Source organism: Streptomyces sp. NPDC087901, from assembly GCF_044742205.1.
Taxonomy (GTDB): domain Bacteria; phylum Actinomycetota; class Actinomycetes; order Streptomycetales; family Streptomycetaceae; genus Streptomyces.
Map to the genome: position 1 here is coordinate 14,287 of NZ_JBIUUC010000023.1, position 17,036 is coordinate 31,322.

Below are 17,036 nucleotides of genomic sequence, written 5' to 3' on the forward strand. Positions count from 1 at the left end.
ATGACGAGAGGTGCCGCGGTGGGTAAGTGGGACACGCTGGTCCGGCCTGGACCGGACGATGCCGCCGCGTATCGGGCGGCGGGCTGGTGGCGGGAAACGACCTTCCTGGACGACCTGTCCGCGGCGGCCCGCGACCGGGGGGACCACCCGGCCGTGTTCGCGTACGAGGGCCGCGGCCCGGCCAAGGAGATCAGCTATGCCGAACTCCAGGTTCTCGTCGAGAGGTTCGCAGCCGCGCTGAGCGAACTCGGCGTGGGGCGTGGAGATGTGGTGGCGCTCTATCTCCCGAACCGATGGGAACTGACCGCGCTGTATCTGGCCTGCCACCGAGTGGGCGCCGTGGCCACCCCGGTGATCCCCGCCCTGGACGTACGTGAACTGGGCCATGTCCTGCGGGAGAGCGTGGCGAAGGTCTGCGTCACCGTGGACCGCTTCCAGGACGTCGACTACGGCGCCCGCCTCCAGGAGGCCGCCCCGCCGACGCTCGCGCACCGGGTGGTGTGCGGCGACGCCGAGCCGACCGGCGCGCTGGACTTCGACGCGTTCTTCGTCCGTACGCCCTGGGAGGAACGCCGGAGCGTGGACGAGGCCGACCGACTGGGCCCCGACGAGCCGGCGTTGCTGCTCTACACCTCGGGTACCACCGGCCGGATGAAGGGCGTGGTGCACAGCCAGAACACCCTGCACGCGGCGGTGCTGGCGGTCTCCGTGCCGCACGGGCTGACCGGCGACGACGTCATCTCCATCCCCAACTTCGCCACCCACATGGCCGGGCTGTCGTACGCCTGCTACATGCCGGTGCTGCTCGGTGCCACCTGTGTCGTGCAGGACGTGAACCGGGACATGGAGCTGCTCCTCGACCTCGTCGCGCGGCATCGCGTCACATGGGCGTACGCCTCGCCCGCCTATCTCCTGGACATGCTGGACGTACAGGCCGAGGCGCCCCGTGACACGTCGAGCGTGGTGCAGATCGTCTCCGGATCGGCGCCGATCCAGCCGCAGTTGATAGCCCGGATGCGGGAGGTCTTCGACATCCCGGTGCGGGCCCTGTGGGGCATGACGGAGAACGGCGCGGTCACCGTCACCCGGGCCGACGACCCGGAGGGCTGGGCAGGCCACAGCGACGGCCGCTCGGAGCCGTCGATGGAGCTGCGGATCGTGCCGGCGACGGTCGCCGAGGGCGGCACCGACACCGGTGGCGGCCGGCTGCTGGTGCGCGGCGCCTCGCAGTGCCTGGGCTATCTCGGCCAGCGCGAGGTGTATGAGGCGTGCCTGGACGAGGACGGCTGGTTCGACACCAGTGACCTGGCCCGGGACGACGGCCGGGGTGGCATCCGCATCGTCGGCCGCTCCGTCGACCAGGCCGTCCGGGCCAACGGCCAGAAGGTCTCGACGCTCGAGGTGGAGTCGGTGCTGATCCGGCACCCGGGCGTGCGGGAGGTGGCGCTCGTGGGCTACCCGGATCCGCGCATGCCCACCGCCGAACTGGTCTGCGCCGTGGTGGTGGCCGAGGGGGAACCGCCCACGCTGGCGGAACTCCGCGGACACCTGGCAGAGGAGAAGATGGCCGAGACGCTCTGGCCGGACCGGGTGCAGTTCGTCTGGGAGCTGCCCAAGAACTCCCTGGGGAAGATCCTCCGCCATCCGCTGCGCAAACGCCTTGAGATCGAATACACCACGCGCCGATGACAGCGGCCCCGCAGGCGCCGCGGACTCCCCCGGACGCGAACCCCACGGCGGACTCGGACGCGGGCACCGGCCCGGGAACGACCGGATCGCGGCGGCGAGCGGTGGCGCTCGCCGTCATCTCCGTGGCGCAGCTGATGTTCCTGCTGGACGCCACCATCGTCAATGTCGCACTGCCCAGCATCCAGGGCTCGCTGCGGCTGAGCGGCTCCGATCTGGAGTGGATCGTCGCCTCGTACTCCGTCGCGTTCGGCGGGCTGCTGATACTCGGCGGGCGGCTCGGCGACATCCTCGGGCGGCGGCGGATGTTCACGACGGGGATGGCGCTGTTCACCGTGGCCTCGCTGCTCGGCGGGTTCGCCCAGGAGCCGTGGCTGTTGATCGTCTGCCGTACGGTGCAGGGTGTCGGTGCCGCGGCCGCCTCGCCCGCCGCACTGTCGCTGATCGCGGTGACCTTCCCGCAGGGGCGGGAACGCGACCGGGCCGTGGGCTGGTACACGGCCGTGGCCACGGCGGGCGGTGGCGTGGGGCTGCTGGCCGGGGGCGTGATCACCGCGTATCTGTCCTGGCGCTGGGTGATGTTCGTGAACGTCCCGATCGGGGCAGCGGTCCTGACCCTCTCCTGGCGGGTGCTGCGCGAGACGCCCCGGCAGCGCGGCAGGTTCGACGTGCCCGGAGCGCTCACCGGCACTCTGGCCGCGCTGCTGCTGGTGCACGGCCTGATCAGCGGCGCCTCGGAGGGCGGCCACTGGACCGACCCGTCGGTACTCGTGGCGCTCGGCGCGGCGGCCGTGCTGCTCCCGACGTTCGTGGTGATCGAGAGACGCGGCAGCCAGCCGCTGGTGCCGCTGCGGCTGTTCGCCGGCCGGACCAGGTGCGGCACGTACGCGGTGCTGGCGCTGACCAACACCGCGATGTTCGGCATCTTCTTCTTCCTCACTCTCTTCCTCCAACAGGTCTGGGACTACAGCCCGCTGGACACCGCGCTCGTCTACATTCCGCTGACCTGCCTGCTCGTCGCCGGAGCGAAGGCCGCCTCACGGCTCGTCACGTTCCTCGGCGCCCGCGCACTGGTGTGCTGGGGCCTGCTGGCCGCCTCCGCCGGAATGCTCTGGCTTTCCCGGATCGGGGAGTCCGGGGGGTACGCCACCGGGATGCTGGTGCCCACCGTGCTCACGTACGCGGGACTCGCCGTGACCGGCGTGCCGCTGACGCTGGCCGCGCTGACGGACGTGGCCGACGAGGACTCCGGCGCCGCCTCCGGACTCCTCAGCATGGCCCGGCAGATCGGTGGCGCGATCGGGTTGGCGGTGCTGGGCACCGTGGTCTGGTCGACGGTCGGTGCGGCGGCGGCCACCACCTCCGCCGAGGACGCGCTGGCCGAAGGCATCGGCCGCGGCTTCCTGGTGGCGGGCGGAGTCGCCCTGCTGTCGCTGCTGGTGGCGTTCTTCACCATGCCCCGGCACACCGCCGTGCGCGGAGAGCGGGCCGAGCCCGGTGACTCCGCCCTGGCCCGGGCCGCCGGCGAGCGGGGGAAGGAGTGAGCACGTCGTCCGCGTCAGCCGGTACGGCCGACTTCCTGATCATCGGCGGTGGCATCGCGGGCGCCGCTGCCGGATACTTCCTCGCCCCGCACGGCCGGGTCGTCCTCCTGGAGGCCGAACGGTCGCCGGGCCTCCACGCCACCGGACGCTCCGCCGCGCTGTTCTCCGAGTACTTCGGGAACGCCACCGTACGGGCGCTGACCGCCGCTGCCCGCAGCTTCTACGAGGCCCCGCCGGACGGTTTCACCGCCGCCCCGCTGCTCACGCCGCGCGGCGTGCTCGCCCTGGAAACGCCCGGCACCGCCCCGCAGTTCGAGGCCGCCCGGGCAGCCGGGGCCACCGCGCCGCAGCCGGTCGTCGAGCTGGACCGGGAGCGTGCCCTGGAACTCTGCCCGGTGCTGCGCCCCGGAGCCTTCGGCCGCGCACTGTACAAGCCGGGCGCCTGCGACATCGATGTGGACGCCGCTCACCAGGGCTTCCTGCGGGGGCTGCGCGCCGGCGGCGGCAGCGTGGTGACCGGCGCCCGGGTCCACGCCCTGCACCGACAGGCCGAGGACTGGCGGGTCTCCACAGCGGCGAGGGAGTACACCGCGCCGGTCGTGGTGAACGCCGCCGGCGCCTGGGCCGACGACGTGGCGCGACTGGCGGGCGTCCGTCCGGCAGGGCTCGTGCCGCGCCGCCGCACCGCCGCGCTCGCCCGGATACCGGCCGGGAGACCCGGGGATCGGGAAGGCTCCGGGAGCACCGCCCTCCTGGCGGCGGACGTACCGGGCTGGCCCATGATCACGGATGTGGCGGACACCTTCTACGCCAAGCCCGAGTCCGGCGGGCTGCTGCTCTCCCCGGCGGACGACACCCCCGCACCGCCCGGCGACGCCCGCCCCGATGACCTCGACGTCGCCACCGCCGTCGCACGCTTCGAACGGGTGACCACCCTCCGCCTTCGGCACATCAGCCACGCCTGGGCCGGCCTGCGTACCGCCGCCCCGGACGACACCCCCGTCATCGGTCCCTGCCCCCGCACGGCCGGCTTCCACTGGCTGGCCGGTCTGGGCGGCTACGGAATCCAGACAGCCCCCGCGGCCGGTGCGCTACTGGCCGCACTCGCCACCGGAAACCCACCCCCGTCTGCGCTCGCCGAGCTGGTCACGAGCCTCACTCCCGCCCGTGACCACGGATCCGAACGCGAGAAGCGGTGAACCCGCCCCCTCGCTCCCTCACCTGTCACCCTCAGAGAGTTCGGAGAAATGTCGGAAAACATCTGGCAGACCGCCGGCAGCCGTGTCGACCACGGCCCGTACCGCCCCGTACACAGACTGATCGAGGAACAGGCCGACCGGACCCCGGACCGCACCGCGCTGATCCACCGCGGAGCCGCCCGGACGACCCTGACGTATGCGGAGTTCGACTCGCTCGCCAACGGCCTGGCCGCCGAACTGACGGCGGCCGGTGTCGGCCCCGGGGCCATGGTGCCCGTCGTCATCGGCAACAGCGTCGAACTGCCGCTGTGCATGGTGGCGCTGATGAAGGCGGGCGCCGCCTTCGCGCTCTGCGACCCGGCCTGGCCGGACGAGCGGCTGCGCTCCGTGCTGGACGAGCTGGACCCGCCGCTGGTGCTCACCTCCGGGCCGCTGGTATGCACGGACCGGCTGGCGCAGGTCGTCTCGGCCGGGCGGATCACACCGAGCACCGTGCGCCCCGGTCCGACGCCGGGCCCGGAGCAGCCGGTCTACGGGGTGTTCACCTCGGGCACGACGGGGACACCGAAGTGCGCAGTGAATCTGCACGGAGGACTGACCAACCGCTTCCGCTTCATGTCCCGCTACTTCGGCGCCACCGGCGAGGAGGTCGTGCTCCAGAACAGCCGCCACACCTTCGACTCGGCGATCTGGCAGCTGCTGTGGCCGCTGACGACAGGTGGCCGCACCGTCGTACCCGAACAGGGTGAGTTCCTCGACCTGGAGCGGACCGTCGACACGATCCACCGCCACCGGGTCACCATCACCGATTTCGTCCCGGCCATCCTCGGCATGCTGCTCGCACTGCTGGAGGCCGAGCCGGACGCTCTGCGCAAAATCGACTCGCTCCGCCATCTGGTGGTCGGCGGCGAGGAGATCATCCCGCACGCCGTACACCGACTGCGCGCGCTGCTCCCCGGGCTCGGGATCACCAATGGCTACGGCCCGTCCGAGGCCTCCATCGGCATGGTCTTCCACCGTATCGACGGCGGCGAGGGCGACCACATCCCGCTCGGGCGCCCCATAGACAACTGTTATGCGGTGGTCGCCGACGACCGCATGCGCCCGCTGCCCGCGGGCGTCACCGGCGAGATCGTCATCGGCGGTGCCTGCGTCGGTGCCGGATACCTGGGCGACCCCGCCCGTACGGCCGAGGTGTTCGTACCCAACCCGTTCCCGGCGATACCCGGCCCCACCCTCTACCGGACCGGTGACCTCGGCTGGTTCGACGCGGCCGGACTGCTGCGCTTCACCGGCCGCCGCGACCGGCAGACCAAGGTGGACGGCGTCCGGATCGAACTGGCCGAGATCGAGACGACCGCCGAGGGCTGCCACGGCGTCATCCAGGCCAAGGCGCTGACCCTCCGACGGCAGGGACGCAACCGGCTGGTCGTCGCGGCGGCCGCGGAGGAGGGTACCGCACCCGAGGCGCTGCGCGCCCATCTCGTGTCCACGCTGCCGCGCATCCAGGTGCCTCAGCACTGCCTCGTGCTGGAGGCCCTGCCGCTTTCCGACAGCGGCAAGGTCGATCTGCGGGCGCTGCGGCTGCTCGTCGAGGAGAAGCTGGAGTCCGAGGCACGCCCGGTCCCCCGTCCCCTCGGCTCCCTCGCCGAACGTGTCGCCGAGGTGATGCGTACGGTCCTCGACCTCCCCTCGTTCGGGACGGGAGACGACTTCCTGCGCCGCGGCGGCGACTCGCTGACCGCCCTGAGCGCCCTGCTGCGGATCAGGGAGACCGCGGGGCTGACGGTGGGGCTCGCAGAACTGTACGAGCACCGGACGCCGGACGCGCTGGCGGCGGCTCTGGAGGGCCCGCCCAAGGGGCGCGGGACGGGCGGGTCCGCGGCGTACGGCGGACACCCCGCCGAGGCGGGCAGTGGTGACGCGTCCGCCGTGGCCGCACTCATGGAGCGGGACTCCGTCCTCCCTCCCGACCTCGCCGAACTGGCCGCCCGCGCCCAGCGGTTCGCGGGCACCCCGGTGGCACTCCCCCCGCGCACCGTCCTGGTCACCGGCGCCACCGGCTTCGTCGGGGCGAGGTCCCTGCACCGCTTGCTGTCGGCCACCCCGGCGCGCGCCGTCTGCGTCGTGCGGGCCCGCGACGACGCCCACGCCCGGGACCGGATCGTACGGACGCTGAGCGCCCAGGGGCTGTGGGACGAGTCCTTCGGGGAACGTCTGGACGCACGCGCCGGCGAGCTGGGCGCCTCCCGGTTCGGCTGGACGCGGGAGACCTGGGAGACGTACGCCGCCGGCTGTGACGCCGTGCTGCACATCGGGGCCATGGTCAACTTCCTTCTCGACTACCGGGCCCACCGCGCCGCCAACGTCACCGGCACCGCCGAGGTGCTCCGCTTCGCGCTCTCCGTACGGCCCAAACCGCTGCACCACGTCTCCACCCTCGGGATCCTCGAACAGCACGCCGCGTCTGCCCCGGGCCGCATCCGGGAGGACTTCGACCCGTCCGCCGCCACCGCACCGAGCAGCGGGTACAGCCGCTCCAAGTGGGTGGCCGAGCGCCTGCTCACCGACGCCCGAAGACATGGCGCCCCGGTGACGCTCTACCGGCTCGGCGAGGTGATGCCCGCCGCCGACAACGGCGTGCCCAATCCGAAGGCGCTCACCCATCTGCTGCTGTCCGCGGTGCTCCGGCTCACTGTCCGGCCCGACGTGCCCATGCACTCCGACTACACGCCGGTGGACGAGGCGGCCGCACGGCTGATCGCCGGGCTCGCCGAGCCTTCCGACGGCGCCGTCTACCACGTCTTCCGGGACGGCAGCGTGGACTTCGCCGCGCTCGACCCGGCGGGTCCGGACCGTGGGGGCGCTCTGCGTACGGTGCCGCCCGCGGAGTTCATGGCCGCGCTGCGGGAGAGGGCGGCCGGGGGCGGGGAGCCCGCCGTGACCGTACTGCACGCTCTCCTGGCGGCGCTCCCCGCCACCGGGCCGGATGGTGTACCGGACTTCCGGGGACTGCTGGCGGACAACCCCGGGCTGTTCGCCAAGGAGGCGTGCGCCGCCCTGGACGCACGGCACGGCTTCCGGGAACGGCCGCTGGAGGCGGCCCTGGAGGCCTACGGCACCACACTCACCGCCTGAGCAAGGTACGCGGCTACCGCGTACGCCCCTGGGAAACGAGAGGACGACCGTGCACTACCGCACCATGGGACGACTGGGCTGGCAGGTCAGTGAGATCGGCTACGGCATGTGGGGTATCGGCGGAGGCCCCGGAGGATTCACCGGCTGGGACTACGACGTGGCCCCGGACTGCCTGGATCTCGCGGTCGAGAACGGCTGCACGTTCTTCGACACCGCCTGGGCCTACGGCCGGGGCGTCAGTGAGCAGATGCTGGGCGCCCTGCTCCGGCGGCATGCCGACCGCACCGGCAGGGACCGGCTGCGGGTGGCGACCAAGATCCCGCCGCTGAACCGGGAATGGCCGCCCGGCCCGGACGACACGCTCGACGACGTATATCCCCGCAGCCATATCCGCGAGTACGTCCACCGCAGCTTGGAGAACTTCGGTACCGACCGGATCGACCTGCTCCAGTTCCATGTCTGGGAGGACCGCTGGAGCGGCCAGGAGAGCTGGCAGCAGGCGGTCGCCGACCTCAAGGCGGAGGGTGTGATCGACGGCTTCGGCATCAGCGTCAACCGCTGGGAACCGGTCAACTGCCTGCAAGCGCTGGACACCGGCCTGGTCGATGTCATCCAGGTGATCTACAACATCTTCGACCAGGCACCGGAGGACGAGCTGTTCGCCCGCGCCCTGAGCGACGGCATCGGCATCATCGCCCGCGTCCCCTTCGACGAGGGCGGCCTCACCGGCACCCTCACCCGCGACACCGTCTTCCCCGAGGACGACTGGCGTGCCGTCTACTTCGGCCCGGAGAACCTCGGCCCGACGGTGGAGCGCGCCGAACGGCTGAAGAAGGTACTGCCCGAGGGCATGTCGCTGCCGGAGCTCAACCTCCGCTTCATCCTGCACCATCCCGCCGTGAGCACGGTCATCCCGGGCATGCGCAGGCCCGAGCACGTACGCGCCAACCTGGCGGTTTCCGGGGCCGCGCTCGACCCGGCGCTGCTGGACGAAGTGCGCGGCCACCGCTGGGACCGACGGCCCACAGCGTGGTCGATGTGACCGTCATCGCCCTGTGGGCCCATCCGCGTTCGGTCTCCACAGCGTTTCTGCGCATGATGGCCGAGCGCGGTGACGTCACGGTCGTGCACGAGCCGCTGGTGCTGCTCACCGACCACGGCGAGGTCACCGTCCCCGCCGTCGACAGCGAGGACGGTGACGCGCAGGAGCGTACGGTCACGGTCCGCACGCCCGCCGAGCTCCTGTCCCAGCTGGCGGAACTGGGCGCCCGGAAGCCGGTCTTCTTCAAGGACACGCTGGAGTACCACCACCAGTACCTCTTCGACCACCCGGAGCGGATCGCCTCCTTCACCCACACCTTCATCGTCCGCGAACCCGCCCGGACGATCGCCTCCCACTACGCGGTCAAGCCCGAGCTGGCCTGCCACGAGATCGGCTACGAACACCAGTACGCGCTCTTCGAGCTGGCCTGGAAGGTGACAGGCAAGCGCCCCGTCGTCGTCTCGGCCGAGCGGCTGCTGGCCGACCCGCCCGCCGTGGTCGCCGCGTACTGCGAGCGCGTCGGCCTGCCCTACCTGCCCGAGGCGTTGACCTGGCAGCCGGGCGAGCGCGCCGACTGGCGGCAGAACGAGCGCTGGCACCGGGACGCGAGCGCCAGCTCGGCCTTCAGCGCCCCGGAGCGCGAATACGCGGTCACGGTCGAGAACGACACGCGGCTGCGCGGCTTCTACGAGCACCACCTCCCGTACTACGAGCAGCTCATCGCGCACGCCCAGTGAGCCAGGAACAAGGAGAGTCCATGACGAGCAGAACACCGTCCACCCCGGGCGAGGAGTTCGCCGCCGCCTACCTCGCCGACGCCGAGAAGGCCGAGGTGCACTTCCCCTTCACGCTCACCGACGTGTTCGAAACGGGCAAGCAGGGTCAACGGCTGACGGCCCGCAACCTCTTCCGCACCCAGCGGGCCGAAACGCAGCCCGTGCGCTCCTGGCACGAGACCAGGCCGCCCGGCACCGGGAACCCCGACGGCGGGGCGAGCCCGCAGGAGCGGCTGCGGGAGGCGTCCTTCCGCTTCTCGCTGGCCGAGTACGGCGTCGCGCCGATCACCGCCTGGGTGCAGATCCCCGACGGCCTCGCCGACGAACCTGAGGGCCTGGCCTCGTTCATCGACCGTCGGCTCATGGTGCGGCTCGGCACCGCGGAGAACCGTGCGCTCACCCTCGACGTGCTCCGGCACCCCGATGTGGCGCGGCTGCCGTACCAGGGTTCCTACGTCGACGGGGTGCTCGCCGCTTTCAACGAGATAGAGCAGGCCGGCGGCACCGGCCGTGCCCTGATGGTCAACTCCCGCGACTACTACTCCGAACTGGTGGGCTCGGGCAGCCTGCTGGGCGACCTCACCCGTGAGGAGGTGAAGATCAGCCGGCACCGCCATGTGGCGCCCGGCTGTGCGCTGGTGGGGGACTTCGCGATGGCCGCGCGGCTGCTCGAATCGGGCCGGTCGGTGATCAAGGTGGCGGAGCCGCCGGAGGGGACCTTCGATCAGCCGGGCACGGCAGTCTGTGCGGAGGTGTACGAATCCGTCGCCGTCCAGCTGCCCACGCACTTCTTCCACGTGGTGCCCGCCTGACCGGCCGGCAGGCGCACCGCGGATGCGGTGCCGGTCCCCCGGCCGAGCCACGACTGCCGGGGAGACCGGCCTCCGATGCGGAGGCAGCCCGCACCCGGCCGTGAAGGGCCTCAGTCCTCCGGGAGTTCGACCGGGGCGATCTCGTCGAAGACGTCGCCGGGGCCGGGGTTGGTGCCATCGGTCGCGCCGCCGAACTGGGTCATCACGCCCCAGACGGCGTTCAGCGCGGTCTGCACGGCCCCCTCGGCCCAGCCTGCCGTCCAGGAGATGTCGTCGCCCGCCAGGAACAGTCCCCGCTTGTCGGCGGGCAGCCGGTCCTGCATGAAGTGGGTGAACAGCCGCCGCTGGTAGCGGTAGTGGCCGGGCAGGTTGGCCTTGAACGCGCCCATGAAGTAGGGCTCGTTCTCCCAGGAGACGGTCACCGGGTTGCCGGTGATGTGCTTGCGGATGTCCACGTTCGGATAGATCTCGCCGAGCGACTTCAGCATGACGTCCATGCGCTCGGTCGCGGAGAGCGGCAGCCACTTCAGGCTGTCGTCGCACCAGGTGTACGAGAGGCAGATGCTGGCCGGCCTGCCCGGACCGTCGTCGAGGAGATACGTGCCGCGCGTCATCCGGTCGGTGAGCGTCATCGACATGACGTCGCGCCCGGTGACCTCGTCCTTGTCCAGCCAGAACGGCCGGTCGACGGGGACGAACAGCTTGGACGACTCCATGTAGTGGGTGCGCTCCATCGCCGTCCAGTGGTCGATCGGGAACAGCGCGTCGTCGCAGGCGATCTTGGAGAGCAGCAGCCAGGACTGCCCGGTGAAGACGGCGGCCCGGAAGGTGCGGATGTCGCCGGTGGCGTCGGTGACGGTGATCCGGTTCCCGGCGGTGCGGTTCAGCCGCGTCACCGCGGGGCGCGGCTCTCCGTCGTGCAGCGAGGCCAGCGAGGTGCCGAGCGGCCAGTGGACGATCTTCTGCGGTTCGCGGTCCCACAGGCGCAGCGGGAGCTGCTGGCTGCCGCCGACGATGGAGCGGTGGTGGTCGTCCGCCTCGGTGTAGACGACGCGGAGGATCTCCAGGATGGAGTTGGGGAAGTCGGTGTCCCAGCCGCCGGTGCCGAAGCCGACCTGCCCGAAGATCTCGCGGTGGCGGAACGACTTGAAGGCGTCGGAGTCGCAGAGGAAGCCGTAGAAGGTCTGGTTGTCGAGCTTCTCGACGAGCCGGGCCCAGATCTCCCGGATCCGCGGCACGTCGCGCTCGCGCATCGCCCGGTTCATGTCCGAGAAGTCGGCGCCCTCCTCCAGACAGGCGTTCCAGGCGTCCATCACATCGCGGTAGACCTGCGGGAGGTCGTCGACGGTCCTGGCGTAGTGCGACTCGCCCTTCAGGTCGACGACGGTCGACGGGGTGACCGGGGAGAGCGGGTTGGGGAACGGCTTCGTCTCCAGTCCGACCAGGTCGATGTAGTGCTGGAGCGCCGTCGAGGACGGCGGAAAGCGCATCGCACCCATCTCGGCGGTGAGCGGCTCGCCGTCCGTGGTGCAGCCGTCGAACTCGACGGTGCGCAGCCGTCCGCCGATGCGGTCGGCCTCGTAGACGACGGGCCTGAGCCCCATCTTCATCAGCTCGTAGGCGGTGACGATGCCGGAGAGCCCGCCGCCGATGACGGCGACCTCGCTGCCGTGCTCGGTCGCCGGTATCTGACCGAGGCCGGCGGGGTGCGCGAGGAAGTCGTCGTACGCGTAGGGGAAGTCGGGCCCGAACATGGTGATCGGCGGGGCTGCGTCGGTGTGCGGGACGGCCGGGGGCACCGTGGACGTCATGGGGTACGGACTCCTTGCGGGTACGGGTGGGGCGAGCGGGGCGGCGTACTCAGACGAGGGAGCCGTACAGACCGGGGCGGCGGTCGCGGAGATAGGGATTGCCGGCCCGGGAGGCGGCCAGCACGCCGGGGTCGACGTCACCGACGACGAGTTCCTCGCCCCGTCCGGCACGGGTGCGGACCGTGCCGTCGGGACCGGCGAGAGCGCTCAGGCCGACGAATTCGAAGGGGCCCTCGGTGCCGGTCCTGTTCACGTAGGCGACGTACAGCTGGTTCTCGAAGGCGCGGACCGGGACGACGGACTCGGCGACGAACGGGAAGGGGTGCATCAGCGCGGTCGGCACCAGCAGGAGATCGGTACCGGCGAGGGCGTGCGCCCGTACGTTCTCCGGGAACTCGACGTCGTAGCAGATCAGCAGCCCGATACGGATGCCGTCGAGCGCGGCCTGGACGACGGGCCGGTCGCCGGGGGTGAACCACCGTTCCTCGAAGTCACCGAAGAGGTGGGTCTTGCGGTAATGGGCGAGCGCGGTCCCGTCGGGCCCGATGAGCTGGGCGGCGTTGTACAGGGCGTCGCCGTCGCGCTCCGGGTAGCCGTAGTGGACGCCGATCCCGTGCCGTACGGCGATCTCCGCGACAGCCTGTGCGCCGGGCCCGTCGGCGGCCTCGGCCAGCCGGGGCACGTCGTCGCCGATCGCGTAACCGGTCAGGAACATCTCGGGGCAGACCAGCAGCCGGGCACCGCCGGCGGCGGCCCGCCGCGCGGCGTCGTCGAGCAGAGCGAGGTTGCCGGCCACCGAGCCCGGAGTTCCGGAGCTCTGGAGCAGGGCGGTGCGCAACGGCGGCATGGCTGACCTCGGACGATGCGGGTGGGCGGGGACGTATTGACGGTACGTTCCGCGATTCCCCCGGGACAAGGCGCGAGTGTTGCGCACCGACCGTCGATCCGTTGCGCGGGATCGATGGGGTGCGGCGATTCGTTGCGCGGCGGCGGCAGGCCTACCCCGGCGACCCCGACGAGTACCGCCGCAGCAGCGGCGAGAGCACCAGCACGGACTTCGTCCGCTCGACGTACGGCTCGCCCGCGATCCGCTCCAGCACCTGCTCGAAGTGGCGCATGTCCGCAGCGAACACCTGGACCAGCGCGTCGGCGTCCCCTGTGACCGTGGAGGCCGAGGCGACCTCCGGGTAGCGGGCAAGGCCCTGCTTGATCGACTCCGGCGAGGTGTTGCGGCTGCAGTAGATCTCGACGTACCCCTCGGTCTCCCAGCCGAGCGCCGCCGGATCCACCCGGACGGTGAACCCCGTGATCGCCCCCTCCGCGCGCAGCCGGTCCACCCGGCGTTTCACCGCCGGTGCGGACAGCCCGATGATCGAGCCGATGTCGGCGTAGGAGCGGCGGGCATCTTCGGCGAGGGCATGGACGATGCGTTCGTCGAGGTCGTTCAGTCGCACGTCGTACGGGTCACTTCTCTGCGATGGCGAGGGCCTTGGCGCGGCCGGGGCACGGCTGTTCCGGGGGCGGCGGTGCCGCCCCCGGAAGTAGACCATGGGCCCGCCCGGCAGGGCGCGCTCAGCGCAGGTGGCGCCGGGGCAGAAGGAAATCAGGAGGGAATCAGAGGGAATCAGCAGAGGATCAGAAGGGGAACTGCGAGCGCCCGTGCTGCACGGAGATCCACTTCTGGGTGGTGAAGGCCTCCAGCATCGAGTCGCCGTTCAGCCGCCCGAGCCCGGAGTTCTTCTCGCCGCCGAAGGGGACGATGGGCTCGTCGTGGACCGTGCCATCGTTGATGTGGATCATGCCGGTGCGGATGCGCTGCCCCACCCGGACGCCGCGCTCGATGTTGCCGGTGTGCACGGCGCCGCTCAGCCCGTACGGGGTGTCGTTGGCGATCCGGACCGCCTCGTCCTCGCCGTCGAACGGCACGAGGAGGGCGACCGGGCCGAAGATCTCCTGGGACAGCACGGGGGAATCGGGCGCCAGGCCGGTGAGGACGGAGGGGCTGACGACGTTCCCGTCGGCGCGTCCGTGCAGCAGCGCCGTCGCGCCGGCCTCGACGGTCTGGTCGACGAGGGTGGCTATGGCCTCGGCCTGGGTCGAGTTGATCAGCGGGCCGATCTGGGTCGCCGGGTCGGCCGGGTCGCCGACGCGCAGGGAGGCGACCTTCGCGACGAACTTCTCGGTGAACTCCTGCTCCACCGCGCGGTCGACGAGGATCCGGTTGGCGGCCATGCAGACCTGCCCCTGGTGCACGTACCGGCTGAAGACCGCGGCGTCGACGGCGTAGTCCACATCCGCGTCGTCGAGCACGATCAGTGCGCTGTTGCCGCCGAGTTCGAGCACGGAGCGCTTGAGATTCGCCGCGCACACCGTCGCGACGTGCCGCCCGACCTTGTCGGAGCCGGTGAAGGAGATGACCCGCGGTACGGGGTGCTCCAGCAGCGCGTCACCGATCTCCGCGATGTCGGTGACGACGACGTTCAGCAGACCGGCCGGCAGCCCGGCGTCCTCGAACACCTTGGCCACCAGAGTGCCACCGCAGACCGGGGTGTTCTGGTGCGGCTTGAGCACCACGGCGTTGCCCAGCGCCAGGGCCGGCGCCACGGACTTCAGGGACAGCAGGAAGGGGAAGTTGAAGGGGCTGATGACCCCGACCACGCCGACCGGCACCCGGTAGACCCGGTTCTCCTTGCCCGGCGTCGGCGAGGGGAGGATCTGCCCGGTGGAACGCAGCGCGAGCTGGATCGCCTCGCGGAGGAACTCCTTGGCCAGGTGCAGCTCGAAGGCCGCCTTCAGACGGGTACCGCCGAGCTCGGCGACGATCGCGTCACCGATCTCGTCCTCGCGCTCCTCGACGACCCGCAGGGCCTTCTCCAGCACCGCGCGCCGGGCGTACGGGTTGGTGTCCGCCCATGCCCGCTGAGCGGTCTCGGCCGCACGGTAGGCCTGGTCCACCTCTTCGGCCGTGGCGACCGTGATGGAGGCGAGCTTCTCCCCGTCGAACGGGTTGAAGTCGATGATGTCCCAGGACCCCTTGCCCGGCCTCCACTCTCCGTCGATGTACTGATGGGCCAGGTCGGTGAAGAAGGACATGAGATCCCTTACCGCAGAGTGGCGGGCAGCTGATTGAGATTCATATTACTTATTTTTCAACAGAGTTGGTACGCATCTCAGCCCCGCCCGATCACCGTTTTCGGCCATGTACCGCCCCGCCGAGCGCCCGGAAAACACCGGTGCCCCTCCCGGGCGTGAACAGCCGGAAGGGGCACGGTCGGTACGAGGTGCGCCGGTCAGCTCCAGCTGGCGTGCAGCGGCTTGCCCTCCGCGTAACCGGCAGCGCTCTGCACGCCGACGACCGCCTTCTCGGCGAACTCCGCGAGGGAGCCCGCACCGGCGTACGTGCAGGAGGAGCGGACGCCCGCGATGATCGAGTCGACCAGGTCCTCGACGCCGGGACGGGACGGGTCCAGGAACATCCGCGAGGTGGAGATGCCCTCCTCGAAGAGCGCCTTGCGGGCCCGGTCGTACGCCGACTCGTCGGACGTGCGGTTCTTCACGGCGCGCGCGGACGCCATGCCGAAGGACTCCTTGTAGAAGCGCCCGTCGGCGGACTGCTGGAGGTCACCCGGGGACTCGTACGTCCCGGCGAACCAGGAGCCGATCATCACGTTGGAGGCACCGGCGGCGAGCGCCATGGCCACATCGCGCGGGTGCCGGACGCCGCCGTCGGCCCACACGTGCTTGCCGTACTTCTTCGCCTCCGCCGCGCACTCCAGGACGGCGGAGAACTGGGGGCGCCCCACGCCGGTCATCATCCGGGTGGTGCACATGGCGCCGGGTCCGACGCCGACCTTGATGATGTCGGCGCCGGCCTCGATGAGGTCGCGCACGCCCTCGGCGGCGACGATGTTGCCGGCGACGATCGGCACCTGCGGGTCCAGCGCCCGGACGGCGCGCACCGCACTGATCATGGATTCCTGGTGGCCGTGCGCGGTGTCGACGACGAGGGTGTCGGCGCCGGCATCGAGGAGCTGCTTGGCCTTGCCCGCCACGTCGCCGTTGATACCGACGGCGGCCGCGATCCGCAGCCGGCCCGCCGCGTCGGTGGCCGGCGTGTAGAGAGTGGCGCGCAGTGCGGCCTTACGGGTGAGGATGCCGACGAGCCGGCCGTCCGCGTCCACTGCGGGGGCGAGCTTGCGGTTGGCGCCGTCGAGCTTGTTGAAGGCGTCGCGCGGGTCGATGTCCGCGTCCAGCAGCACCAGGTCCTTGGACATGACCTCGGAGAGCTGGGTGAAGCGGTCGACCCCGGTCAGGTCGTGGTCGGTGACCACGCCGACGGGACGCCGCTCGCTGTCGACGACGACCCCGGCACCATGGGCGCGCTTGGGCAGCAGGGACAGGGCATCGGCAACCGTCTGGCCGGGGGCCAGCACGATGGGGGTGTCGAGCACGAGGTGGCGCGTTTTCACCCAGCTGATGACCTCGGTGACGACCTCGATCGGGATGTCCTGCGGGATGACGACGAGCCCACCGCGACGGGCGATGGTTTCGGCCATCCGGCGGCCCGCGATGGCCGTCATGTTCGCGACGACGAGCGGGATGGTGGTGCCGGTGCCGTCGGGCGAGGACAGGTCGACACCCTGGCGGGATCCGACCGCCGACCTGCCCGGAACCATGAAGACATCGTCGTACGTGAGGTCGTACGGGACCGAAGGGGACTCTGTGTAGCGACCGGTGCCGGGCTCAAGAAAACGCATAACACTCATTTTTTCATACGAAATGACGCAGGTCGCTTCCACGAAGACACAGCAAATGACTCCCGCCTTCGTATGTTCCTCCAAGGAACAGGATCGGGAGTCCCGGGCAAGTGGAACCTGCCTTGCGCACAGACCCTACCCGAGGGACCTGCAAATCATTCGTGATCATCATCCCTGGACCTGGTGACTGGGGGTCAGGTAGCTTCAAACGCGCAGGTCCCGCGGGTCACCCAACACCCCGGAGCATCGGGCGGAGCCGTCACAACTCCCG

General features: G+C 71.0%; 12 protein-coding genes. 7 read left to right on the forward strand and 5 right to left on the reverse strand.

All coding sequences use genetic code 11. The features are described 5' to 3' along the window. The first annotated feature begins 18 nt into the window (after positions 1 to 18). Genes ACIOEW_RS38750 through ACIOEW_RS38780 form a run of 7 tightly spaced genes read left to right on the forward strand, consistent with a single transcriptional unit; the run spans position 19 to position 10,197 of the window. Positions 19 to 1,689, forward strand: coding sequence for an AMP-binding protein (locus ACIOEW_RS38750; protein ID WP_401970052.1), 1,671 nt, complete (start codon positions 19 to 21; stop codon positions 1,687 to 1,689). Then, a complete protein-coding gene (locus tag ACIOEW_RS38755; protein WP_401970053.1) occupies positions 1,686 to 3,230 on the forward strand; it encodes an MFS transporter in 1,545 nt (514 codons plus the stop codon). Before ACIOEW_RS38750 ends, ACIOEW_RS38755 begins: the two co-directional genes overlap by 4 nt. Then, entirely contained in the window at positions 3,227 to 4,429 is a 1,203-nt protein-coding gene (locus ACIOEW_RS38760; RefSeq protein WP_362555002.1) for an FAD-binding oxidoreductase, read from the forward strand. The genes ACIOEW_RS38755 and ACIOEW_RS38760 overlap by 4 nt, the downstream gene beginning before the upstream one ends. A 48-nt stretch (positions 4,430 to 4,477) precedes the next feature. Then, complete coding sequence (locus tag ACIOEW_RS38765; protein ID WP_401970056.1) at positions 4,478 to 7,567, forward strand: amino acid adenylation domain-containing protein; 3,090 nt, start codon at positions 4,478 to 4,480, stop codon at positions 7,565 to 7,567. 49 nt (positions 7,568 to 7,616) lie between these two features. Continuing rightward, entirely contained in the window at positions 7,617 to 8,609 is a 993-nt protein-coding gene (locus ACIOEW_RS38770; protein WP_362555006.1) for an aldo/keto reductase, read from the forward strand. After that, positions 8,606 to 9,346 (forward strand): sulfotransferase family protein, encoded by a 741-nt coding sequence (locus tag ACIOEW_RS38775; protein ID WP_401970059.1) that lies wholly within the window; start codon positions 8,606 to 8,608, stop codon positions 9,344 to 9,346. Before ACIOEW_RS38770 ends, ACIOEW_RS38775 begins: the two co-directional genes overlap by 4 nt. Before the next feature lie 20 nt (positions 9,347 to 9,366). Continuing rightward, complete coding sequence (locus tag ACIOEW_RS38780; protein WP_401970060.1) at positions 9,367 to 10,197, forward strand: family 3 encapsulin nanocompartment shell protein; 831 nt, start codon at positions 9,367 to 9,369, stop codon at positions 10,195 to 10,197. Between the two features lie 110 nt (positions 10,198 to 10,307). Here the strand turns inward: ACIOEW_RS38780 and ACIOEW_RS38785 are convergent, their stop codons facing one another. The 5 genes from ACIOEW_RS38785 to ACIOEW_RS38805 form a co-directional block, all read right to left on the reverse strand. Then, a complete protein-coding gene (locus ACIOEW_RS38785) occupies positions 10,308 to 12,008 on the reverse strand; it encodes an NAD(P)/FAD-dependent oxidoreductase (protein ID WP_362555012.1) in 1,701 nt (566 codons plus the stop codon). A gap of 49 nt (positions 12,009 to 12,057) precedes the next feature. Continuing rightward, a complete protein-coding gene (locus tag ACIOEW_RS38790; RefSeq protein WP_401970062.1) occupies positions 12,058 to 12,855 on the reverse strand; it encodes a carbon-nitrogen hydrolase family protein in 798 nt (265 codons plus the stop codon). A gap of 151 nt (positions 12,856 to 13,006) precedes the next feature. Next, positions 13,007 to 13,462, reverse strand: coding sequence for an Lrp/AsnC family transcriptional regulator (locus ACIOEW_RS38795; RefSeq protein WP_401970064.1), 456 nt, complete (start codon positions 13,460 to 13,462; stop codon positions 13,007 to 13,009). 181 nt (positions 13,463 to 13,643) lie between these two features. Further along, positions 13,644 to 15,101, reverse strand: coding sequence for an aldehyde dehydrogenase family protein (locus ACIOEW_RS38800; protein WP_362555016.1), 1,458 nt, complete (start codon positions 15,099 to 15,101; stop codon positions 13,644 to 13,646). A gap of 197 nt (positions 15,102 to 15,298) precedes the next feature. Beyond that, positions 15,299 to 16,765 (reverse strand): GuaB1 family IMP dehydrogenase-related protein, encoded by a 1,467-nt coding sequence (locus ACIOEW_RS38805; protein WP_362555018.1) that lies wholly within the window; start codon positions 16,763 to 16,765, stop codon positions 15,299 to 15,301. Between the last annotated feature and the right edge of the window lie 271 nt (positions 16,766 to 17,036).

What these genes read in the sequence shown, in the direction of transcription:
- ACIOEW_RS38800 (WP_362555016.1), bottom strand. Translation starts at nt 15,101, where the DNA reads ATGTCCTTCTTCACCGACCTGGCCCATCAGTACATCGACGGAGAGTGG.
- ACIOEW_RS38765 (WP_401970056.1), top strand. Translation starts at nt 4,478, where the DNA reads ATGTCGGAAAACATCTGGCAGACCGCCGGCAGCCGTGTCGACCACGGC.
- ACIOEW_RS38805 (WP_362555018.1), bottom strand. Translation starts at nt 16,765, where the DNA reads ATGCGTTTTCTTGAGCCCGGCACCGGTCGCTACACAGAGTCCCCTTCG.
- ACIOEW_RS38785 (WP_362555012.1), bottom strand. Translation starts at nt 12,008, where the DNA reads ATGACGTCCACGGTGCCCCCGGCCGTCCCGCACACCGACGCAGCCCCG.
- ACIOEW_RS38790 (WP_401970062.1), bottom strand. Translation starts at nt 12,855, where the DNA reads ATGCCGCCGTTGCGCACCGCCCTGCTCCAGAGCTCCGGAACTCCGGGC.
- ACIOEW_RS38755 (WP_401970053.1), top strand. Translation starts at nt 1,686, where the DNA reads ATGACAGCGGCCCCGCAGGCGCCGCGGACTCCCCCGGACGCGAACCCC.
- ACIOEW_RS38780 (WP_401970060.1), top strand. Translation starts at nt 9,367, where the DNA reads ATGACGAGCAGAACACCGTCCACCCCGGGCGAGGAGTTCGCCGCCGCC.